Below are 17,216 nucleotides of genomic sequence, written 5' to 3'. Positions count from 1 at the left end.
CCTTAGGAGCAGGTAATGAACTGGCGAACGACGATGCTGCTGGCCTGCTGGATGCCTTGGGCAGCCCAGGCCCTGGCCACCGAAGCGAGTGCCCACCCAGATCCGGTACCATCGGTGATGTGGGACTTCTACCACAAGCAGTTGCTGGGGCAGGCCGCTTTCGTCTTCGATGATCGGGTCAAGCTGCTGGCGCCGCCCTTTGCCGAGGACGCACGCCAGGTGCCGCTGGAAATCGACGCCCGGGCGTTCGCGGGCGAGGTGGTACGCATCATTGCCTGGGCCGAGCTCAACCCGCTGCCGCGCATCGTCGATTTCGAGCCGGGCGAGCGCGTGCTGCCATGGCTGTCGGTGCGCATCCGCATCGAGCAGGCCACGCCGCTGCGCGCGGCGGTGCTGACCCGCGACGGATTGTGGCATGTGGGCTCGACCTTGATCGATGCTGCAGGTGGGGGCTGTACGGCGCCCAGCGTGGTGCGCACCCAGCCCGGCTGGGAGGACCACCTGGGTGAAGTACTGGGCGGGCGCTACCCGCGAGGCGATACCAGCCGCCTGCGGTTGCAGGTGGCCCACCCGATGGACAACGGCCTGGTCAGCGGCATCCCCGAATTCTTCCTCAACCATGCCGAGTTGCAAGATGCGCAGGGCCAGCGCCTGGCCGGCCTGGAACTGTACCCGGCGGTCAGCGAAAACCCCAACCTGGGTTTCGATATCCAGGGCCCTGGGCTGACCCGGCTGGTGTTGCAGGACAACAGTGGCAATCGCTTCGAGGCGACCGTTCGCTGAGCGCGTTGCTCGTTTCCATCCCCTGACCCGAGGCGCCTGTCATGCGTTGGACCTTGCTATTGCTGCTGTACCTGAGCCTGCCGGGCTGGGCCGACCTGGATTATCACCTCACGCCCCGGCAGATCGCGCAGGGCACCTGGCTGCTGGAGGGCAGCACCGACAATTTCGCCAAGGGCAATGGCGGCAATGTCGTCAACACGGCGTTCATCGTCACCGACAGCGGCGTGGTGGTGATCGACAGCGGGCCGTCCAAACGCTATGGCGAAGCGATGCGCCAGGCCATTGCCGCAACCACCGACAAGCCGGTGGTCGAACTGCTGCTGACCCACCACCACCCCGACCATGTGCTGGGCAACCAGGCCTTTGCCGATGTCCCCATCAGCGCCCTGGCAGGCACCGGCGAGCTGCTGCGCCAGCAGGGCGATGCCATGGCCGAGAACATGTACCGCCTGGTCGGCGACTGGATGCGCGGCACTGAGGTGGTGCTGCCGACCCGGGTGCTGGAACCAGGCGTTCATGAGGTTGGCGGCCACCGGCTGCGGCTGTTGGCGTTGGGCGGGCATACCGGCGCTGACCTGGCGATTTTCGATGAGCAGACGGGCGTGCTGTTTGCGGGTGACCTGGTGTTCCATGAGCGTGCTCTGACCACGCCCAACAGCCCGGGGCTGGAGGTTTGGCTCAAGGACCTGGATACCCTGCAAGCCTTGCCCTGGAAGCGGGTTGTACCCGGGCACGGGCCGGTGGCCAGCGATGCGCGGCCGTTTGCGCAGATGCGCGACTACCTGGGCTGGCTCGATGGCCTGATGCGTGAGGGTGCAGCGCGGGGGGATGACATGGTCGAGATGATCCGCAGCCCGATTCCCGAGCGGTTTGCCAGTATCAGCTTGAGCCGGTATGAATTGATCCGCAGTGTCAGCCATCTTTATCCGCGTTACGAACGTCAGCGGTTGCAGCGCGTTGATGGGGGTAGGGTGGGGTTGTAGGGATCAGGATATACGCACCACCACAACCCTCAAACTGACCCCCCGACCCTTCGTGCCTTACTACCAAATGACGAGACCTCCACTGCCAACGATGCATTCGTCCGGCACGCGGGGCTTTTTACCATGGCTCCATCGCCCGTCGTCGGACAGGCATCGACCCGCAGAGGCTCAGCATGATCTACGCACAACCCGGAACGCCAGGCGCTGTCGTGGCCTTCAAACCCCGCTATGGCAATTTCATCGGCGGCGCGTTTGTGCCACCGTTGGGTGGCCAGTACTTCACCAACAGCTCGCCGGTCAATGGCCAACCGATTGCCGAATTCCCACGCTCCACTGCCCAGGACATCGACCTGGCCCTGGACGCCGCGCACGCCGCCGCCGAAGCCTGGGGCAAGACCTCGGTGCAGGAGCGCGCGCGGGTGCTGCTGAAGATCGCCGACCGCATCGAGCAGCACCTGGAAGTGCTCGCTGTGACCGAAAGCTGGGACAACGGCAAGGCCGTACGCGAAACCCTCAATGCCGACGTGCCGCTGGCAGCAGACCACTTTCGTTATTTCGCCGGCTGCATCCGCGCCCAGGAAGGGGGCGCGGCAGAGATCAACGAACTGACCACGGCCTACCATTTCCATGAACCGCTGGGCGTGGTCGGGCAGATCATCCCGTGGAACTTCCCGCTGCTGATGGCCGCCTGGAAACTTGCCCCGGCCCTGGCCGCCGGTAACTGCGTGGTGCTCAAACCCGCCGAGCAGACGCCCTTGTCGATCACGGTGTTTGCCGAGCTGATCGCCGACCTGCTGCCCGCAGGTGTGCTGAACATCGTCCAGGGCTTCGGCCGTGAAGCCGGCGAGGCCCTGGCCACCAGCAAGCGCATTGCCAAGATCGCCTTCACCGGTTCCACCCCGGTGGGCTCGCACATCATGAAGTGCGCGGCCGAGAACATCATCCCGTCCACCGTGGAGCTGGGCGGCAAGTCGCCGAATATTTTTTTCGAAGACATCATGCAGGCCGAACCTGCGTTCATCGAAAAGGCCGCCGAAGGCCTGGTGCTGGCGTTCTTCAATCAGGGCGAGGTTTGCACCTGCCCGTCACGGGCGTTGATCCAGGAGTCGATCTACGAACCGTTCATGGCCGAGGTGATGAAGAAGATCGGCAGGATCACCCGCGGCAACCCGCTTGACACCGAAACCATGGTCGGCGCCCAAGCTTCGCAGCAGCAATACGACAAGATCCTCTCCTACCTGCAGATCGCCCAGGACGAGGGCGCGCAGTTGCTCACCGGCGGCGGCGCCGAGCGGCTCGACGGCGACCTGGCCAGTGGGTACTACATTCAGCCGACCCTGCTCAAGGGCCACAACAAGATGCGCGTCTTCCAGGAAGAGATCTTCGGCCCGGTGGTGGGCGTGGCCACCTTCAAGGACGAAGCCGAAGCCTTGGCGATCGCCAACGACAGCGAGTTCGGCCTGGGCGCAGGGCTGTGGACCCGCGACATCAACCGCGCCTACCGCATGGGCCGGGCGATAAAGGCCGGTCGCGTGTGGACCAACTGCTACCACCTGTACCCGGCGCATGCGGCGTTTGGTGGTTACAAGAAGTCTGGGGTGGGCCGCGAGACCCACAAGATGATGCTCGACCATTACCAGCAGACCAAAAATCTGCTGGTGAGCTACGACATCAATCCGCTGGGCTTCTTCTAAGCGCACACAGGCCCAGCGGTAGGGTGCCGCTGGGCCTGGATGCAACGACGCACGCGGGGAGGGCTCTGGGTGGGCGCCTCCCCGCGCGCGTCACCCGTTTGCGTAATGTCCCGTGTCACCCCCTACCAACGCACCCCGCAAGCTCGTTCCAAAGTAGCATTCGGCCCCGTCGCCCCCCGTGCATTAATGCCTCTACCGGAATCGCCCGGCATTAGAAGAGGACTGCCCCATGTGGACTAAACCCGCTTTTACCGACCTGCGCATTGGCTTCGAAGTGACGATGTACTTCGCCAATCGTTGATGGCCTTGCGGCCATCGTTGCGATGGCCGTTTCTTCTCTGGGAATTGCAGCCCATGCTGGAGATCCTCCAGTTCAAGCTCGATGTGCTGTGGAGCATGCTCGATGCCATGAGCATGGCGTATGGGCTGCAGCGGCTGCCGTATCACAGCGTCACTCGGGACAACGTCTGGCATCGGAGGATTACCCTGTGAAGCTGATCGAGCGTGAGCAGGTGCTGGGCTTGCGCCGCGGTTTTCGCCTGCAATGGGAGCCACGCCAGGATTGCCATGTGCTGCTGTACCCCGAAGGCATGATCACCCTCAATGCCAGCGCCGGCTGGGTCCTCGAATTGCTCGACGGCCAGCGCAGCGTGGCGCTGATCATCGACAGACTGGCGCAACGCTTCCCCGGCGTGTCGGGGCTGGATGAAGATGTGCTGGCGTTTCTGGAGGTGGCTCGTGCCAAATACTGGATCGAATGAGCCACGCCCGGGGCCGCCGCTGTGGTTGCTGGCGGAACTGACCTACCGCTGCCCGCTGCAGTGCCCGTATTGTTCCAACCCGCTGGACTTTGCCCAACAGGGCGAGGAGCTGACCACTGAAGAATGGATCCGGGTGTTCCGCGAGGCGCGGGCGATGGGCGCCGCGCAACTGGGCTTCTCTGGCGGCGAACCGTTGGTGCGCCAAGACCTGGCAGTGCTGATCGAGGCCGCGCGGGGCATGGGTTACTACACCAACCTGATCACCTCCGGCATCGGCCTGACCGAACAGAAAGTCCGCGACTTCAAGCGCGCCGGGCTTGACCATATCCAGATCAGCTTCCAGGCCGCCGACGAGGCGGTTAACAACCTGCTGGCCGGCTCGCGCAAGGCGTTCGCGCAGAAGCTGGCGATGGCCCAGGCGGTCAAGGCCCAGGGTTATCCGATGGTGCTGAACTTCGTGACCCATCGGCATAACATCGACCAGATTGCCGAGATCATCGAGCTGTGCCTGGCCTTGCAGGCGGACTTCGTCGAGTTGGCAACGTGCCAGTTCTACGGCTGGGCCGAGCTCAACCGTGCAGGCCTGTTGCCGACCCGTGAGCAGTTGCAACGGGCCGAACGGATTACCCAGGTTTATCGCCAGCGGTTGGAGGCCGAGGGACATCCATGCAAGCTGATTTTCGTCACGCCGGACTACTACGAAGAACGCCCAAAGACCTGCATGAACGGCTGGGCCAATCTGTTTCTCGACATCACCCCGGATGGCACTGCGCTGCCGTGCCACAGCGCCCGGCAGCTGCCCGTGAGCTTCCCCAACGTGCGCGAACACAGCATCGAGCATATCTGGAACGACGCCTTCGGCTTCAACCGTTTTCGCGGCACGGCCTGGATGAAGGAGCCCTGCCGCTCCTGCGATGAAAAGCACCAGGACCTCGGTGGCTGCCGCTGCCAGGCCTACATGCTCACCGGCGATGCGGCCAATGCCGACCCTGTGTGCAGCAAGTCGCCGCACCACGGCGTCATCCTCAAGGCCCGGGAGGAGGCGCAGGCAGCGGGGCAGGGCATGGTGCAACTGACCTTGCGCAACGAAAAGGCGTCGCGCCTGATTTTTCGGGGCTGAGCCCTTGCCACCCTTTGGTCTGGTTGCTTTCGTTGCGGGATGCTTTACGCTGGCGGTTACCTTTCAGAACAAAAAAAACAGGCTTTCCGATGAGCCAGAGCTTCAGCCCGCTTCGCAAGTTCGTTTCGCCTGAAATCATCTTTGGTGCCGGCTGCCGGCATAACGTCGCCAACTACGCCAAGACCTTCGGTGCCCGCAAGGTGCTGGTGGTCAGCGACCCCGGCGTGATTGCCGCCGGTTGGGTGGCGGATGTCGAGGCCAGCCTGCAGGCGCAAGGCATCGATTACTGCCTGTACAGCGCCGTGTCGCCCAACCCACGGGTCGAAGAGGTAATGCTCGGTGCCGAGATCTACCGGGAAAACCACTGCGACGTGATTGTCGCCGTCGGCGGCGGCAGCCCGATGGATTGCGGCAAGGCGATTGGCATCGTGGTCGCCCACGGGCGCAGCATCCTTGAGTTCGAAGGCGTGGACATGATCCGGGTGCCCAGCCCGCCACTGATTCTGATCCCCACCACGGCCGGTACCTCGGCCGACGTCTCGCAGTTCGTGATCATTTCCAACCAGCAGGAGCGCATGAAGTTCTCCATCGTCAGCAAGGCCGTGGTGCCGGACGTTTCGCTGATCGACCCGCAAACCACCCTGAGCATGGACCCCTTCCTGTCTGCCTGCACCGGCATCGACGCGCTGGTGCATGCCATCGAAGCCTTCGTCTCCACCGGCCACGGCCCGCTGACTGACCCCCATGCGCTGGAGGCCATGCGCCTGATCAATGGCAACCTGGTGCAGATGATCGCCAACCCGGGCGATATCGCCCTGCGCGAGAAAATCATGCTGGGCAGCATGCAGGCCGGCCTGGCGTTCTCCAATGCGATTCTTGGCGCGGTGCACGCCATGTCCCACAGCCTGGGCGGGTTCCTCGACTTACCCCATGGCTTGTGCAACGCCGTGCTGGTGGAGCACGTGGTGGCGTTCAACTACAGCTCGGCCCCGGAGCGCTTCAAGGTGATTGCCGAGGTATTTGGCATCGACTGCCGCGGTCTCAACCACCGGCAGATCTGCGCGCGCCTGGTGGACCACCTGATCGCGTTGAAGCGCGCTATCGGCTTCCATGAAACCCTTGGTCTGCATGGGGTGCGCACGTCCGACATTCCGTTTTTGTCGCAGCACGCGATGGGTGACCCGTGCATCCTCACCAACCCTCGCGAGTCGAGCCAACGTGATGTCGAGGTCGTCTATGGCGAGGCCCTCTGACGAGCAGCAGCGGGCACTGGCCGGGCTGTTGGGGCTGGGCGACCACTCGGCGCGCAAGAGCCATTACCCGGAACTGGCGGCGCGCCTGGACGAACTGGAAGCCGAGCGCAACCGTTACAAATGGCTATTCGAGAACGCCGTCCATGGGATTTTTCAGGCCAGCCTGCAAGAGGGCATGCGTGCCGCCAACCCGGCGCTGGCGCGCATGCTCGGCTACGAGAGCCCGCAGGCGGTGTTGTTTTCCCTGACCGACCTGGCCGCCAACCTGTTTGTCGGCGGTGCCGAGGAGCTGCACGCCATTACCGCGTCCCTAGCACGTGAACACAGCCTGCATGGCTACGAAACCCGTTTGCGGCGCAAGGACGGCAGCCACCTCGATGTGCTGATGAACCTGCTGCTCAAACCCGGCCAGCAAGGGCTGGTGGAAGGTTTTGTCGCCGACATCACCGAACGCAAGCAGGCCCAGCAGCGCCTGCAACAGCTCAATGACGAACTGGAGCAGCGGGTGGCTGCCCGTACCGATGAACTGCTGGAGGCCAACCGCAACCTGCAACAGCAGATTACCGAGCGTAAACAGATCGCCCGGGCCCTGCGCGACGCTCGCGACGCCGCGGAAACCGCCAACCGCAGCAAGGACAAGTACCTGGCTGCCGCCAGCCATGACCTGCTGCAACCGCTCAATGCCGCACGCCTGCTGATCTCGACCTTGCGCGAACGGCCATTGCCGGAGGCCGAGGAGGTGCTGGTGGAGCGTACCCATCAGGCTCTGGAGGGCGCCGAGGACCTGCTCACCGACCTGTTGGACATTTCCCGGCTCGACCAGGCGGCGGTCAAGCCTGACGTGGCGTTGTACCGCCTCGATGAACTGCTCGGGCCGCTGGTCTCGGAATTCCGCTCGGTGGCCGACGCGGCAGGCCTTAAACTGCGGGCACGCATCGGTGACTACGCTATCAGCACCGACCTGCGGCTGATGACGCGGATCCTGCGCAACTTTCTCAGCAACGCCTGCCGTTATACCGACCAGGGCCGGATCTTGCTGGGGGCCAGGCGTCGCGGCGCCTGTTTGCGCCTGGAGGTGTGGGACACCGGGCGTGGCATCGCGCAGGATCGGCTGGAGGCCATTTTCCTTGAGTTCAACCAATTGGACGTTGGCCGCGCCGCTGATCGCAAAGGCGTAGGCCTGGGTTTGGCCATCGTTGAGCGGATCGCCAAGATTCTCGGTTACCGGATCCAGGTGCGGTCATGGCCGGGCCGTGGCTCGATGTTCAGCATCGAGGTGCCGATCGGCGAGAAAGTACCGTTGCCAATCCACCAGAGCGCGCCGCAGCCCGGCGCCGGTAACCCGTTGCCCGGCCGCCGGCTGCTGGTGCTGGACAACGAAGTGAGCATTCTCGAAAGCATGCGCGCGCTGCTGGCTCAGTGGGGCTGCGAGGTGGTGACCGCAACCGACCAGGCAGGGGCCTTGTTGGCCTTGCAGGGGCAGGCACCGGAGCTGATCCTGGCGGATTTTCACTTGGATCACGGGGTTGTGGGTTGCGAGGTGGTCCGGCACTTGCGTGAGCATTTCAACGCCACCATCCCCGCGGTGATCATCACCGCAGACCGCAGCGATCAGTGCCGGCGTGCTTTGCAAAAGCTCGGTGCGCCGCTGTTGAACAAGCCCGTCAAACCGGGGAAATTGCGCGCGGTATTGAGCCAGTTGCTGGGTTAACAGGCCCCTGCAGCCAAGGTGAACGTCACGACTGGAGCTCGGCAGCCGTGTTCTTCTTCCAGCCCCTGAGGTTCATGAGGCATAGCACTACCTGCAGCACAATCAACGCCCAGGCCTGAGCGTGCCAGCCCCAGACTGACCACAGTAGGTTGCTGGCAATGAAACAGCAGAAGCCAATCTTGCGACGCCCGGCGCGGCGCGAGCCTATGCACCAGGCGGCCAGTACCGTGACCGCCATGGCAGGCCATTCCAGCAATTCGATCCAGTTCGCCATCAACGCCAATCCCAACGCATTTTCTTACTGGGCGCCTGCCAGGGCGAGCCGAGAGGGCCCCGGCACGGCGCACTCGATTCAAGCGGCGCGCTGCTCGCTCTTGAGCAGTTTCTTCTGCGCTTCCATGGCCAGCCCCAGCTCTTCCAGCTGGCTCTTGCCCAGCAGCTTCTTGGCCGTCGGGAACAGCTCGCCTTCCTCTTCCTCGATGTGATGCTCCAGCAGCTCTTTCATCACCTTGACCCGCCCGGCGAATTCCAGGGTGCCGGTTTCGGTATGAAGCAGATCAGGCAGCACCAGTGAATCGACGGTGCGGTGCTCTTCCTTCGCTTCGTAATACATCTTGGCTTCTTCCTTGCCACCGGCCTGTTTGATCGCGGGGTAGAGGATGTCTTCCTCCAGGGCGGTGTGGACCTGCAGTTCCTGTTCAATCCGATGCAGCAGTTCAGCGCGTTTCTTTACGGCACGTTCAGTGGTCGAAGACAGTTCTTCCAGCAGCTTTTTCACCACCTTGTGGTCTTGAACCAGCAGATCGATAGCATTCATGTCGTCACCTCAGTGCGGGGGGTTGATACAGGCTTCCTAGGCATTGAGTCGAGCTTGTGCAGCAGGGTTCAACAAGGATGATGGTTGGCGTGCTTGTCTTGGGCTTGGAGGTGTCGCGAAGATCAAGCGCCGCCCGCGCGGCGCTCGATCTGACAGGCGCTAAAAATGCACTGGCGAGCACCTTGTAGCCCAAATGCAATCCCACCCCCCAAAAAACAGGGAATTTCGAATTGGCATGGAAATCTCATGGTAACTATGAGAAATAGTTCATCTCGTTAACCCTGTTTCAACCTCCTACCAAAAATAAGCAGAAGGGGGCTTCATGAGTTGTCTGATTTGCGCGGGAAATGCCGAATCCGTCGAGTGTTCGGCGGGGTGGGAAGAGCGTCACTGTTCGCAATGCGGGTGCTACCGAATGTCCCAAGCGCTGGTTCTGGTGATGATGGAAGAGGGGCAGATCTTCGATACCGCACGGATGCGTGAGTGGCTGACGACGCGGCGCAGTGTGGTGCCCGTCCCGTCTATCGAGGTTCATCACGCCATCCTGGTTCAGTAAACCCTGGACGAAACTGTGGCCCTCATGAAGTGTCCGTTATTCAGGCGCGGTCCCCGCGCAGCCAGCGCTCGTAGTAGTGACCCAGCCGGGTCAGCCCATACAGGGCGCCCTCGTGCATGACCTGCGCACGTTCCCCAAAGAATCGCTGGGTACGGGTAAACACTGCGATGGGTTCGCCGGCAAAAGCCCAGGCAAAGCACAGTGTGCCGGGTAGAACCCCCGATGCCTGGCCAGGCCCGGCTACGCCGGTGGTTGCGATAACGACATTGGCATCGCTGTCCTTCAACGCACCTAATGCCATTTCCCAGGCCACGGCCTCGCTGGTCAGGCCATAGCGCTCGATGGTTTGCGGGTTCACGCCCAACAGACGCTTCTTGGCCGTGGGTGAGTACACCACGTAGCCGCTTTCAAGCACTTCCCCTGCACCCGGGTAGGCGGCCAGCAATGCAATCATGCAGCCTGCCGTGCAGGATTCCGCCGTGGTGAGTACCAACTGGTGGTCTTTGAGGTAGCCGAGCACTGCCAGCACGGGATCGCACGCCATTTTGGTTTCGACTCATGAATGCTTGTGCGGTGGACGTGGCACACAGGCAAATGGTTCAGCGTGTTATTGCCCGTTTCGTCTGAGCTGAGGCGTGCAGGCCCCTTGAGCGATGCAAGGGGCTGCAAGGGGCAGGTTCAGCCTGCCAGGGCGCTGATCAACTGCTGGTTGAACGCGGGAATATCATCTGGCTGGCGGCTGCTGATCAGGTTGCCATCCACCACCACCTGTTCATCCACCCAGGTGCCGCCGGCGTTGCGGATATCATCCTGCAGAGTCTTGTAACTGGTCATCCGCTTGCCTTTGACCAGGCCGCTGGACACCAGTAGCCATGCACCATGGCAGATCACCGCCAATGGTTTACCGGCCGAATCGTGAGCTTTTACCAGTTCCTGCGCGCCGGGTATCAGGCGAATGGTGTCGGAGTTCTGTACGCCGCCAGGCAGTACAAGGGCATCGTAGAGGTCGAGCTGGGCATCGTCGAAGGTTGCATCCACGCTAAATTCGTCGGCAGGCTTGTCATGATTCCAGCCGCGAACGGTGCCTGGCGTGTCACTCAGGATATCGACCACTGCGCCGTTATCTTTCAATGCATCACGAGGACCGGTCAGTTCCACCTGTTCGAAACCATCAGTGACCAGAAAGGCCACGCGCTTGCCACTGAGTTGCGCACTCATCGGGTATCTCCTTTTATCAATACACCTGAGAAAGAAGGCCTGCGACAAGCCAGCAAAGTTCCGACGCTGTGCGTCAGCGTCCTCACATTTTTTTGTGCAGGGGTGCATCCAAACAGGACGGTGGCGGGTAATCAGGACAGGGGCAGCCTTGCTGCAGCCCCGACCACCCCCTATCAGGAGTTTGCACGATGACCTTCACATCCGTTTCCTGCTCGCTCGTCGCTGGCCTGGCCCTGGTTCTGGCCTCACACACAGCCCACGCTCAACAAGGCCTGCCTGATGCCGTGAAGGTGCCCGAAGGCCACAAGGTGGTCCTGGAAACCGTGGGCGTGGGCGAAATCACCTACGAATGCCGCGACAAGGCCAGCATGCCGGGGCAGACCGAGTGGGTATTCGTAGGCCCGAAAGCGGTGCTCAATGACCGTTCGGGCAAGGCAGTGGGCGACTACTTCGGCCCGCCTGCCACCTGGCAAGCCAAGGACGGTTCGAAAATCACCGGGACCCAGCTCGCTGTGGCGCCCGTGGACAAGACCGCGCTGCCGTATCAACTGGTGAAGGCCAACCCCGCCGAAGGCCCAGGTGCCATGCACGGCGTCAGCTACATCCAGCGCGTTGCGACCCATGGTGGCGTTGCGCCGCAAAGTGGCTGCATGGCGCAGAACAAAGGCGAGCGACAAATCGTCAAGTACCAGGCTGACTACGTGTTCTGGGCCGCCAAATGATCGATGTTGTGGCAGCCGGCGGGTGATTGATCATCTACCCTTACCGCCAGACCTGGCCTCAAGGCTGGGGCTGCACTCGGTAATGCTAGGAGTGATCGAACGTTGAACCTGCCTGTTACCCCCTTCGATTTTCAGGCATGCCTGGCGGCGTGCGCTCAAGGCGATCGGCGCGCCTTGCAGGCGCTCTACACCCATGAAGGCGCACGCTTGCTGGGCGTCACGCGGCGCATCGCCAGGGATGACGCAACCGCCGAGGATATCGTCCACGATGCCTTCATCCGCATCTGGACCGGCGCCGCGAGTTTCGACCCGGCGCGCGGTTCGGCACGGGGCTGGATCTACAGCATCACCCGGCACCTGGCGTTGAATCACATACGTGACGTGCGCTGTGAAGTCGCTTTTGACGAAAGCGATATCGACGCCATCGGCGCCGTGTTCCCGGGTGCCGATGATGAGGCATGGTCGGGTTCGAGCAGGATCTACCGCTGCCTGGAGCAACTGCAGCCGTCACCTCAACGGTGCATCCTGCATGCTTATGTGGACGGGTGCAGCCACATCGAGATCGCTAGCCTGCTCGACGCGCCACTAGGTACCGTCAAAGCCTGGATCAAGCGAAGCCTCAAGGCTCTCAGAGAGTGCATGGGATGAAAGCGGATGCTGCCGATCAAGACCAGGACGCGCTGGAGGCGCTGGCAGGGGAGTACGTACTCGGCACACTGCCTGCCGACCAGCGCGCGGCGCTGGCCGCGCGCATGGCGCATGACCCGCGCCTGCAGCGGGCTGTGGATGCGTGGGAAGAACGCCTGCTGGCCCTGACCGGTGTTGCCCAACCCTCGACACCCAGCCCCCGCTTATGGGGGCGTATAGAGCGCAGCCTGGACGAGCGCGCGGGGTGGTTTGCCAAACCGTCCGTGGCGTGGTGGCAGCGTCTTCGCCTGTGGCAGGGGGTGAGTGCCGTGGGCATCGCAGCGAGCCTGGTGCTGACGTTTCTGTTGCTGGTCAGCCAGGCACCGTCGCCGCGCTACCTGGTGGTGCTGGTTGCACCGACGGACCAGGCGCCGGGATGGGTGGTGCAGGCAAGCGATGGGCGGGCCTTGGAGCTCATCCCCCTGGGCCAGGACGCTGTACCTGACGGCATGGCGCTGCAGTTCTGGACCAAGGGCTCGCAATGGCCCGCGCCCGTTTCGCTGGGGCTGATCAAGCCAGGCGAGCAATACCGCGTCCCCGCCAGCAGCATGCCGCCTTTAGAACCCGACCAACTGTTCGAGCTGACGCTCGAAAAAGCCGGTGGCTCGCCCACCGGGCGGCCGACCGGGCCGGTGAAGTTCATAGGCCGTGCGGTGAAGGTTATTTGAGTATGGAGGCTGCTCGGTCGCCAGCCGACGGCGTGTTTCGACCTCGCTCATTGGGCCATGAAATCCCGTGGGGGTGGCGTGAGTTCGGCCAGCAGGTTTTTCAAGCCATCACCCCATTGCTTGCGGATCTGGCTGTAGTAAGGGTCGTCGTGATGAATGCGAACCGGCTCCCTTGCTGTGCAGCTGTCTTTGCCATACACCAGCAGATCCAGGGGCATGCCCACGGACAGGTTGCTGCGGATGGTGGAGTCGAATGAGATCAGGCCGCAGCGCACCGCCTCGTCCAAGGGCGTGTGGTAGGTGAGGTTGCGGTCCAGAATCGGCCTGCCGTACTTGCTCTCGCCCAATTGCAGGAAGGGGGTGTCCTGGGTGGCCTGGAAGAAGTTGCCTTGCGCATAGACGTTGTAGATGCCCATGGGGCTGCCGGCGATCTGCCCGCCCACCATGAACGAGGCGCTCAGGTCGATCTGGGCTGTCAGCTTGCTGCGGTCACGGGCAACCACTTCGCGAAGGGTTTCGGCCACCAGTACCGTTGCATCGTAGAGCGTGGCGACGTTCAGCAGGTGGGTGCCGGTGCCCCGGCTGCGTTGTTCGAGCAGGTTGACCACCGATTGCGAGGTGGCGAGGTTGCCGGCGGTCTGCAGGACGATCAGCCGCTCGCCCGGCACGCTGAAAACGAACAACTTGCGAAACGTGGATATCTGGTCGATGCCGGCATTGGTGCGTGAGTCGCAGATGAATACCAGCCCGTCCGCCACGTGCATAGCGACACAGTAGGTCATGCTGTTTACCTTGTGCTTTGAATGGAGGGCCCCGCCGCACACGGCACGCCGGGGCCTGCTGGTGTTGCGCCGGGGGGTTACTGGCGATGCACCTGAACGCTTGCCTGCATGGATTCGACGCCGCCACCCCGGCGCACGCCGCGGACTGGGCAGGCATCGAGGTAATCCAGCCCGACGGCCAGTTTCAGGTGACGCTCGGGCCGGGTGAGGCGGTTGGTGACGTCGAAGCTGTACCAGGCTTCATCGATCCAGGCTTCGGCCCAGGCGTGGCTGGCCAGGTGGGTTTCGTCTTCGGTGCACAAGTAGCCGGAGACGTAGCGTGCCGGGATACCCAGGCTGCGGGCGCAGGCCAGGAACGCGTGGGTATGGTCCTGGCACACCCCGGCACCGCCGGCAAACGACTCGATGGCCGTGGTGCCTACCGAGGTCGCGCCTGGGCTGTAGGGCATATGGTCGGCCAGGCCTTGCATCAACGCAGTCAACGCTGCCCGGTCGCGGCGCTCGCCACACTGCTGAGTGGCGAAGGCCTTGAGCGCGTCACTGGCCTGGGTGAGGTGGCTGCTGCGCAGGAACGGCAGGGGCGACTGGCTGCCGGCCTCATGCTCGCAGTCCGGGTCGATTTCCACCTGGCCGCTGGCCGTGAGGGCCAGGTGGCCATGGGGCTTTTCCAGGGTCAGCACGTGCAGGATGTTGCCATAGGGGTCGATCTGGCTGTTCACCTTGCAGGGCAAATCCAATTGCCAGTCGAGGATGCGCTGGCGCTCGCTGCTGCGCGGTGTCAGGCGCAGGAACTGGATGCTGTTGCAGACGTCACTGGCGTAGCTGTAAGTGGTGTCGTGGCGGATGGACAGTTTCATATGACCTCCAGATAGGCGTTATGGACGGTCTGGCCCAGTTGGTGGATGCGGCCGATGAAGTCGGTCAGCCACAGGTGCAGCCCGGCTTCGAGAATCTCGTCGATGGCGGTGTAGCGCAGTCGTGCGTTGAGTTCGGCGGCCAGCCTTTGTGCGGCGCGGCCGGTATTGCCAGGCAGGCCGGCAAGAATCTGGTCGAGCTCGTCGATGCAGGCATGCAGCGAACGCGGCACGTCGACGCGCAGCAGCAACAGCTCCGACACCGGTCGCGCGCTGGGCGCGTTGCGGTAGATTTCGTTGAAGGCTTCGTAGGCGGTCAGGGCGCGCAACAAGGCGCTCCACTGGTAGTAACCGCGTGCAGAGTCGTCGCTGACCTCCTCGGAGGTTTCTCCGAACATTTCATAACGGGCATCGAGCAGGCGCAGGGTGTTGTCCGCCCGCTCGAGGAAGGTGCCCAGGCGAATGAAACTGTAGGCATCGTTGCGCATGATGGTGCCGGAGGTCGCGCCACGGAACAGGTGCGAGCGCTCCTTGACCCAGTCGCAGAACTGGCTGATGCCATAGCGCCCAAGGCCGTTGCTGGCGATGTTGCGCATATCGATCCAGGTGGCGTTGATGTTTTCCCACATGTCGGCGGTGATCCGCCCACGTACCGCATGGGCGTTGGTGCGGGCAGCTTGCAGGCAGCAATAGATGCTGCTGGGGTTGCTCGCGTCCAGCGCAAAGAAGTGCAGCATGCGCTCGGGGTCCAGCTCGGTGTGCTTGCGGATGTAATCGTCCAGCGTACCGGACGCCAGCAGCGACATGGCCAGCTCGGCGTGGCCATCCGAACGCCCGGCTTGCGGCATCAGCGACAGCGAGTAGCTGACCTCGAGCATGCGTGCGAGGTTTTCGGCGCGTTCCAGGTAGCGGGACATCCAGTACAGATCGGAAGCGGTTCTCGAAAGCATGGGTCAGTCCTCCACCACCCAGGTGTCCTTGGTACCGCCGCCCTGCGACGAGTTGACCACCAGCGAGCCTTCTTGCAGCGCAACGCGGGTCAGGCCACCGGGCACCAGGCGGGTTTCACTGCCTGACAGCACAAACGGACGCAGGTCGATGTGGCGCGGCGCGATGCCGCTTTCGACAAAGGTCGGGCAGGTGGATAGGCACAGCGTGGGCTGCGCGATGTAGGCGTGCGGGCGCGCCTTGATGCGGGCGCGAAAGTCCTCGATCTGCGCCGCTGTGGCGGCGGGGCCGACCAACATGCCATAGCCGCCGGAGCCTTGGGTTTCCTTGACCACCAGCTCGGGCAGGTGGGCCAGGACGTGGGAAAGGTCCTGTGGCTTGCGGCATTGCCAAGTGGGCACGTTCTTCAGGATCGGCTCCTCGCTCAGGTAAAAGCGGATCATGTCGTCGACATAGGGGTAGATCGACTTGTCGTCGGCAACGCCGGTGCCCACCGCGTTGGCCAGCACCACGTTGCCAGCCCGGTACACCGAGATCAGCCCCGGTACGCCCAGCATCGAGTCAGGGTTGAACGACAGCGGGTCAAGGTATTCGTCGTCCAGGCGGCGGTAGATCACATCCACCTGCTGTGGGCCGGCGGTGGTACGCATGTAGAGATGGTCGTTGCGCACGAACAAGTCGGCGCCTTCGACCAGCTCGATGCCCATCTCCCGAGCCAGGAACGCATGCTCGAAGTAGGCGCTGTTGAAGCGCCCCGGGGTGAGCACCACGGCGGTCGGGTTGTCCAGCGGGCTGGCACTCTTGAGTGTGTCCAGCAGCAGGTTGGGGTAGTGGTCGATGGGTGCGATGCGCTGGGCGGCGAACAGTTCGGGGAACAGGCGCATCATCATCTTGCGGTCTTCGAGCATGTAGCTGACGCCGCTGGGCGTGCGCAGGTTGTCTTCCAGTACGTAATACGTACCGTCACTGTCACGCACCAGGTCGACGCCGGCGATGTGGGCGTACAGCCCACGGTGCAGGTTCAGGCCCTGCATGGCGACCTGGTAGCCCTCGTTGGCCAGCACCTGCTCGGGCGCAATGATGCCGGCCTTGAGAATGCGTTGATCGTGGTAGATGTCCTGCAGGAACAGGTTCAGCGCCTGGACGCGCTGGATACACCCGCGTTCGACGATGCGCCATTCGCTGGCGCGGATGCTGCGCGGGATGATATCGAAGGGGATCAACCGCTCGGTGTCTTGCTGGTCACCGTACAAGGTGAAAGTGATACCGGCCCGATGAAACAGCAGGTCGGCTTCGTGCCGCCGCTGCTCCAACAATGCCAGCGGCGTGTTCGCCAGCCAGCGGGCGAACTCCTGATAGTGCGGGCGGCAACTTCCGTTTGCCTCATACATTTCATTGAAAAAAGCCCGGGACATACCCACTCCTTGCCACGACTCGTCGGCAGTGTTGTTGCACATTCATCCATTCACAACAGGGTGCGGTACTGCATTTACTTGTGGATGCGGTTTCTATGGATCGCCTCGGGTTAAGGGGTGAACTCGCTTTGCAATGACAATGCCGGAACGGGCAGGGCGGATGGATCGGGAGGGAAAATGGCGCTAAAAAAGCAGATGTGCGCGTTCAAGTAGCAGAACTGCAGCGGTATCAGACGAATTGGCG

The 17,216-nt window shown here is 62.9% G+C and carries 20 protein-coding genes and 1 pseudogene; 13 read left to right on the top strand and 8 right to left on the bottom strand.

Features of this window, described 5'->3' with window-relative positions; all coding sequences use genetic code 11:
• The first annotated feature begins 15 nt into the window (after positions 1–15).
• The 9 genes and pseudogenes from DJ563_RS08640 (at position 16) to DJ563_RS08600 (ending at position 8,305) form a co-directional block, all read left to right on the top strand.
• Entirely contained in the window at positions 16–783 is a 768-nt protein-coding gene (locus tag DJ563_RS08640; protein WP_434519288.1) for a quinoprotein dehydrogenase-associated SoxYZ-like carrier, read from the top strand.
• 41 nt (positions 784–824) lie between these two features.
• A complete protein-coding gene (locus DJ563_RS08635) occupies positions 825–1,766 on the top strand; it encodes a quinoprotein relay system zinc metallohydrolase 1 (RefSeq protein ID WP_434519287.1) in 942 nt (313 codons plus the stop codon).
• Positions 1,767–1,939: 173 nt separating this feature from the next.
• The gene (exaC, locus tag DJ563_RS08630) at positions 1,940–3,460 is read left to right on the top strand and encodes an acetaldehyde dehydrogenase ExaC (protein WP_186664273.1); all 1,521 of its coding nucleotides are present in this window, start codon (positions 1,940–1,942) and stop codon (positions 3,458–3,460) included.
• 229 nt (positions 3,461–3,689) lie between these two features.
• A complete protein-coding gene (gene pqqA / locus DJ563_RS08625) occupies positions 3,690–3,761 on the top strand; it encodes a pyrroloquinoline quinone precursor peptide PqqA (protein ID WP_003253598.1) in 72 nt (23 codons plus the stop codon).
• A 53-nt stretch (positions 3,762–3,814) separates the two neighbouring features.
• Positions 3,815–3,952, top strand: a pseudogene (locus DJ563_RS08620) (pyrroloquinoline-quinone synthase PqqC); the annotation flags it as partial.
• Positions 3,949–4,221, top strand: coding sequence for a pyrroloquinoline quinone biosynthesis peptide chaperone PqqD (gene pqqD / locus DJ563_RS08615; RefSeq protein WP_186656103.1), 273 nt, complete (start codon positions 3,949–3,951; stop codon positions 4,219–4,221). The pseudogene DJ563_RS08620 and the gene pqqD, both read left to right, overlap by 4 nt.
• Positions 4,199–5,341: a pyrroloquinoline quinone biosynthesis protein PqqE gene (pqqE, locus tag DJ563_RS08610; RefSeq protein ID WP_434519286.1), complete on the top strand. Its 1,143-nt coding sequence runs from the start codon at positions 4,199–4,201 to the stop codon at positions 5,339–5,341. Before pqqD ends, pqqE begins: the two co-directional genes overlap by 23 nt.
• Positions 5,342–5,430: 89 nt before the next feature.
• Positions 5,431–6,594 carry an alcohol dehydrogenase-like regulatory protein ErcA gene (ercA, locus tag DJ563_RS08605; protein ID WP_033698473.1) on the top strand — a complete coding sequence of 388 codons (1,164 nt, stop codon included), beginning with the start codon at positions 5,431–5,433 and terminating at the stop codon, positions 6,592–6,594.
• Positions 6,578–8,305, top strand: a complete 1,728-nt coding sequence (locus DJ563_RS08600) for a PAS domain-containing hybrid sensor histidine kinase/response regulator (protein WP_434519285.1) — start codon at positions 6,578–6,580, stop codon at positions 8,303–8,305. Before ercA ends, DJ563_RS08600 begins: the two co-directional genes overlap by 17 nt.
• A gap of 25 nt (positions 8,306–8,330) precedes the next feature.
• Here the strand turns inward: DJ563_RS08600 and DJ563_RS08595 are convergent, their stop codons facing one another.
• Both DJ563_RS08595 and DJ563_RS08590 read right to left on the bottom strand, forming a co-directional pair.
• Complete coding sequence (locus DJ563_RS08595; RefSeq protein ID WP_033700117.1) at positions 8,331–8,579, bottom strand: hypothetical protein; 249 nt, start codon at positions 8,577–8,579, stop codon at positions 8,331–8,333.
• Positions 8,580–8,657: 78 nt separating this feature from the next.
• Positions 8,658–9,122 (bottom strand): hemerythrin domain-containing protein, encoded by a 465-nt coding sequence (locus DJ563_RS08590; RefSeq protein ID WP_274099266.1) that lies wholly within the window; start codon positions 9,120–9,122, stop codon positions 8,658–8,660.
• 415 nt (positions 9,123–9,537) lie between these two features.
• On the opposite strand from DJ563_RS08590, the gene DJ563_RS08585 reads away from it, so the two are divergent.
• Complete coding sequence (locus DJ563_RS08585) at positions 9,538–9,678, top strand: hypothetical protein (RefSeq protein ID WP_274099265.1); 141 nt, start codon at positions 9,538–9,540, stop codon at positions 9,676–9,678.
• A 40-nt stretch (positions 9,679–9,718) separates the two neighbouring features.
• On the opposite strand, the gene DJ563_RS08580 is transcribed toward DJ563_RS08585, so the two are convergent.
• Positions 9,719–10,222, bottom strand: a complete 504-nt coding sequence (locus DJ563_RS08580; protein ID WP_095064529.1) for a CinA family protein — start codon at positions 10,220–10,222, stop codon at positions 9,719–9,721.
• Between the two features lie 134 nt (positions 10,223–10,356).
• A complete protein-coding gene (locus DJ563_RS08575; RefSeq protein ID WP_434519284.1) occupies positions 10,357–10,896 on the bottom strand; it encodes a type 1 glutamine amidotransferase domain-containing protein in 540 nt (179 codons plus the stop codon).
• A gap of 188 nt (positions 10,897–11,084) precedes the next feature.
• Here DJ563_RS08575 and DJ563_RS08570 point away from each other — a divergent pair, with 188 nt between their 5' ends.
• The 3 genes from DJ563_RS08570 (at position 11,085) to DJ563_RS08560 (ending at position 12,973) form a co-directional block, all read left to right on the top strand.
• Positions 11,085–11,618: a DUF3455 domain-containing protein gene (locus DJ563_RS08570; protein ID WP_274099263.1), complete on the top strand. Its 534-nt coding sequence runs from the start codon at positions 11,085–11,087 to the stop codon at positions 11,616–11,618.
• 102 nt (positions 11,619–11,720) lie between these two features.
• Positions 11,721–12,266, top strand: coding sequence for a sigma-70 family RNA polymerase sigma factor (locus DJ563_RS08565; protein WP_434519283.1), 546 nt, complete (start codon positions 11,721–11,723; stop codon positions 12,264–12,266).
• Positions 12,263–12,973, top strand: coding sequence for an anti-sigma factor (locus DJ563_RS08560; RefSeq protein WP_434519282.1), 711 nt, complete (start codon positions 12,263–12,265; stop codon positions 12,971–12,973). The genes DJ563_RS08565 and DJ563_RS08560 overlap by 4 nt, the downstream gene beginning before the upstream one ends.
• A 47-nt stretch (positions 12,974–13,020) precedes the next feature.
• On the opposite strand, the gene DJ563_RS08555 is transcribed toward DJ563_RS08560, so the two are convergent.
• The 4 genes from DJ563_RS08555 to DJ563_RS08540 all read right to left on the bottom strand — a co-directional run bounded on the left by DJ563_RS08555 (position 13,021) and on the right by DJ563_RS08540 (position 16,972).
• A complete protein-coding gene (locus DJ563_RS08555; protein WP_274099261.1) occupies positions 13,021–13,755 on the bottom strand; it encodes a proteasome-type protease in 735 nt (244 codons plus the stop codon).
• A 77-nt stretch (positions 13,756–13,832) separates the two neighbouring features.
• Positions 13,833–14,612: a transglutaminase family protein gene (locus DJ563_RS08550; RefSeq protein ID WP_033698462.1), complete on the bottom strand. Its 780-nt coding sequence runs from the start codon at positions 14,610–14,612 to the stop codon at positions 13,833–13,835.
• Complete coding sequence (locus DJ563_RS08545) at positions 14,609–15,559, bottom strand: alpha-E domain-containing protein (RefSeq protein WP_434519281.1); 951 nt, start codon at positions 15,557–15,559, stop codon at positions 14,609–14,611. Before DJ563_RS08545 ends, DJ563_RS08550 begins: the two co-directional genes overlap by 4 nt.
• Positions 15,560–15,562: 3 nt before the next feature.
• A complete protein-coding gene (locus DJ563_RS08540) occupies positions 15,563–16,972 on the bottom strand; it encodes a circularly permuted type 2 ATP-grasp protein (protein WP_434519280.1) in 1,410 nt (469 codons plus the stop codon).
• Between the last annotated feature and the right edge of the window lie 244 nt (positions 16,973–17,216).

Source organism: Pseudomonas sp. NFX1 (assembly GCF_051123555.1).
In the GTDB taxonomy this organism is placed as follows: Bacteria; Pseudomonadota; Gammaproteobacteria; order Pseudomonadales; family Pseudomonadaceae; genus Aquipseudomonas; species Aquipseudomonas capeferrum.
Note: the sequence above shows the minus strand (reverse complement) of the source record. Positions and strands in the feature narration are given on the sequence as shown.

Coding starts and splice junctions, on each gene's coding strand:
- DJ563_RS08595 (WP_033700117.1), bottom strand. CDS start 8,579: ATGGCGAACTGGATCGAATTGCTGGAATGGCCTGCCATGGCGGTCACG.
- DJ563_RS08575 (WP_434519284.1), bottom strand. CDS start 10,896: ATGAGTGCGCAACTCAGTGGCAAGCGCGTGGCCTTTCTGGTCACTGAT.
- DJ563_RS08570 (WP_274099263.1), top strand. CDS start 11,085: ATGACCTTCACATCCGTTTCCTGCTCGCTCGTCGCTGGCCTGGCCCTG.
- DJ563_RS08555 (WP_274099261.1), bottom strand. CDS start 13,755: ATGACCTACTGTGTCGCTATGCACGTGGCGGACGGGCTGGTATTCATC.
- DJ563_RS08540 (WP_434519280.1), bottom strand. CDS start 16,972: ATGTCCCGGGCTTTTTTCAATGAAATGTATGAGGCAAACGGAAGTTGC.
- DJ563_RS08580 (WP_095064529.1), bottom strand. CDS start 10,222: ATGGCGTGCGATCCCGTGCTGGCAGTGCTCGGCTACCTCAAAGACCAC.
- DJ563_RS08545 (WP_434519281.1), bottom strand. CDS start 15,559: ATGCTTTCGAGAACCGCTTCCGATCTGTACTGGATGTCCCGCTACCTG.
- DJ563_RS08635 (WP_434519287.1), top strand. CDS start 825: ATGCGTTGGACCTTGCTATTGCTGCTGTACCTGAGCCTGCCGGGCTGG.
- DJ563_RS08600 (WP_434519285.1), top strand. CDS start 6,578: ATGGCGAGGCCCTCTGACGAGCAGCAGCGGGCACTGGCCGGGCTGTTG.
- exaC (WP_186664273.1), top strand. CDS start 1,940: ATGATCTACGCACAACCCGGAACGCCAGGCGCTGTCGTGGCCTTCAAA.
- DJ563_RS08560 (WP_434519282.1), top strand. CDS start 12,263: ATGAAAGCGGATGCTGCCGATCAAGACCAGGACGCGCTGGAGGCGCTG.
- DJ563_RS08550 (WP_033698462.1), bottom strand. CDS start 14,612: ATGAAACTGTCCATCCGCCACGACACCACTTACAGCTACGCCAGTGAC.
- DJ563_RS08585 (WP_274099265.1), top strand. CDS start 9,538: ATGTCCCAAGCGCTGGTTCTGGTGATGATGGAAGAGGGGCAGATCTTC.
- DJ563_RS08640 (WP_434519288.1), top strand. CDS start 16: ATGAACTGGCGAACGACGATGCTGCTGGCCTGCTGGATGCCTTGGGCA.
- ercA (WP_033698473.1), top strand. CDS start 5,431: ATGAGCCAGAGCTTCAGCCCGCTTCGCAAGTTCGTTTCGCCTGAAATC.
- DJ563_RS08590 (WP_274099266.1), bottom strand. CDS start 9,122: ATGAATGCTATCGATCTGCTGGTTCAAGACCACAAGGTGGTGAAAAAG.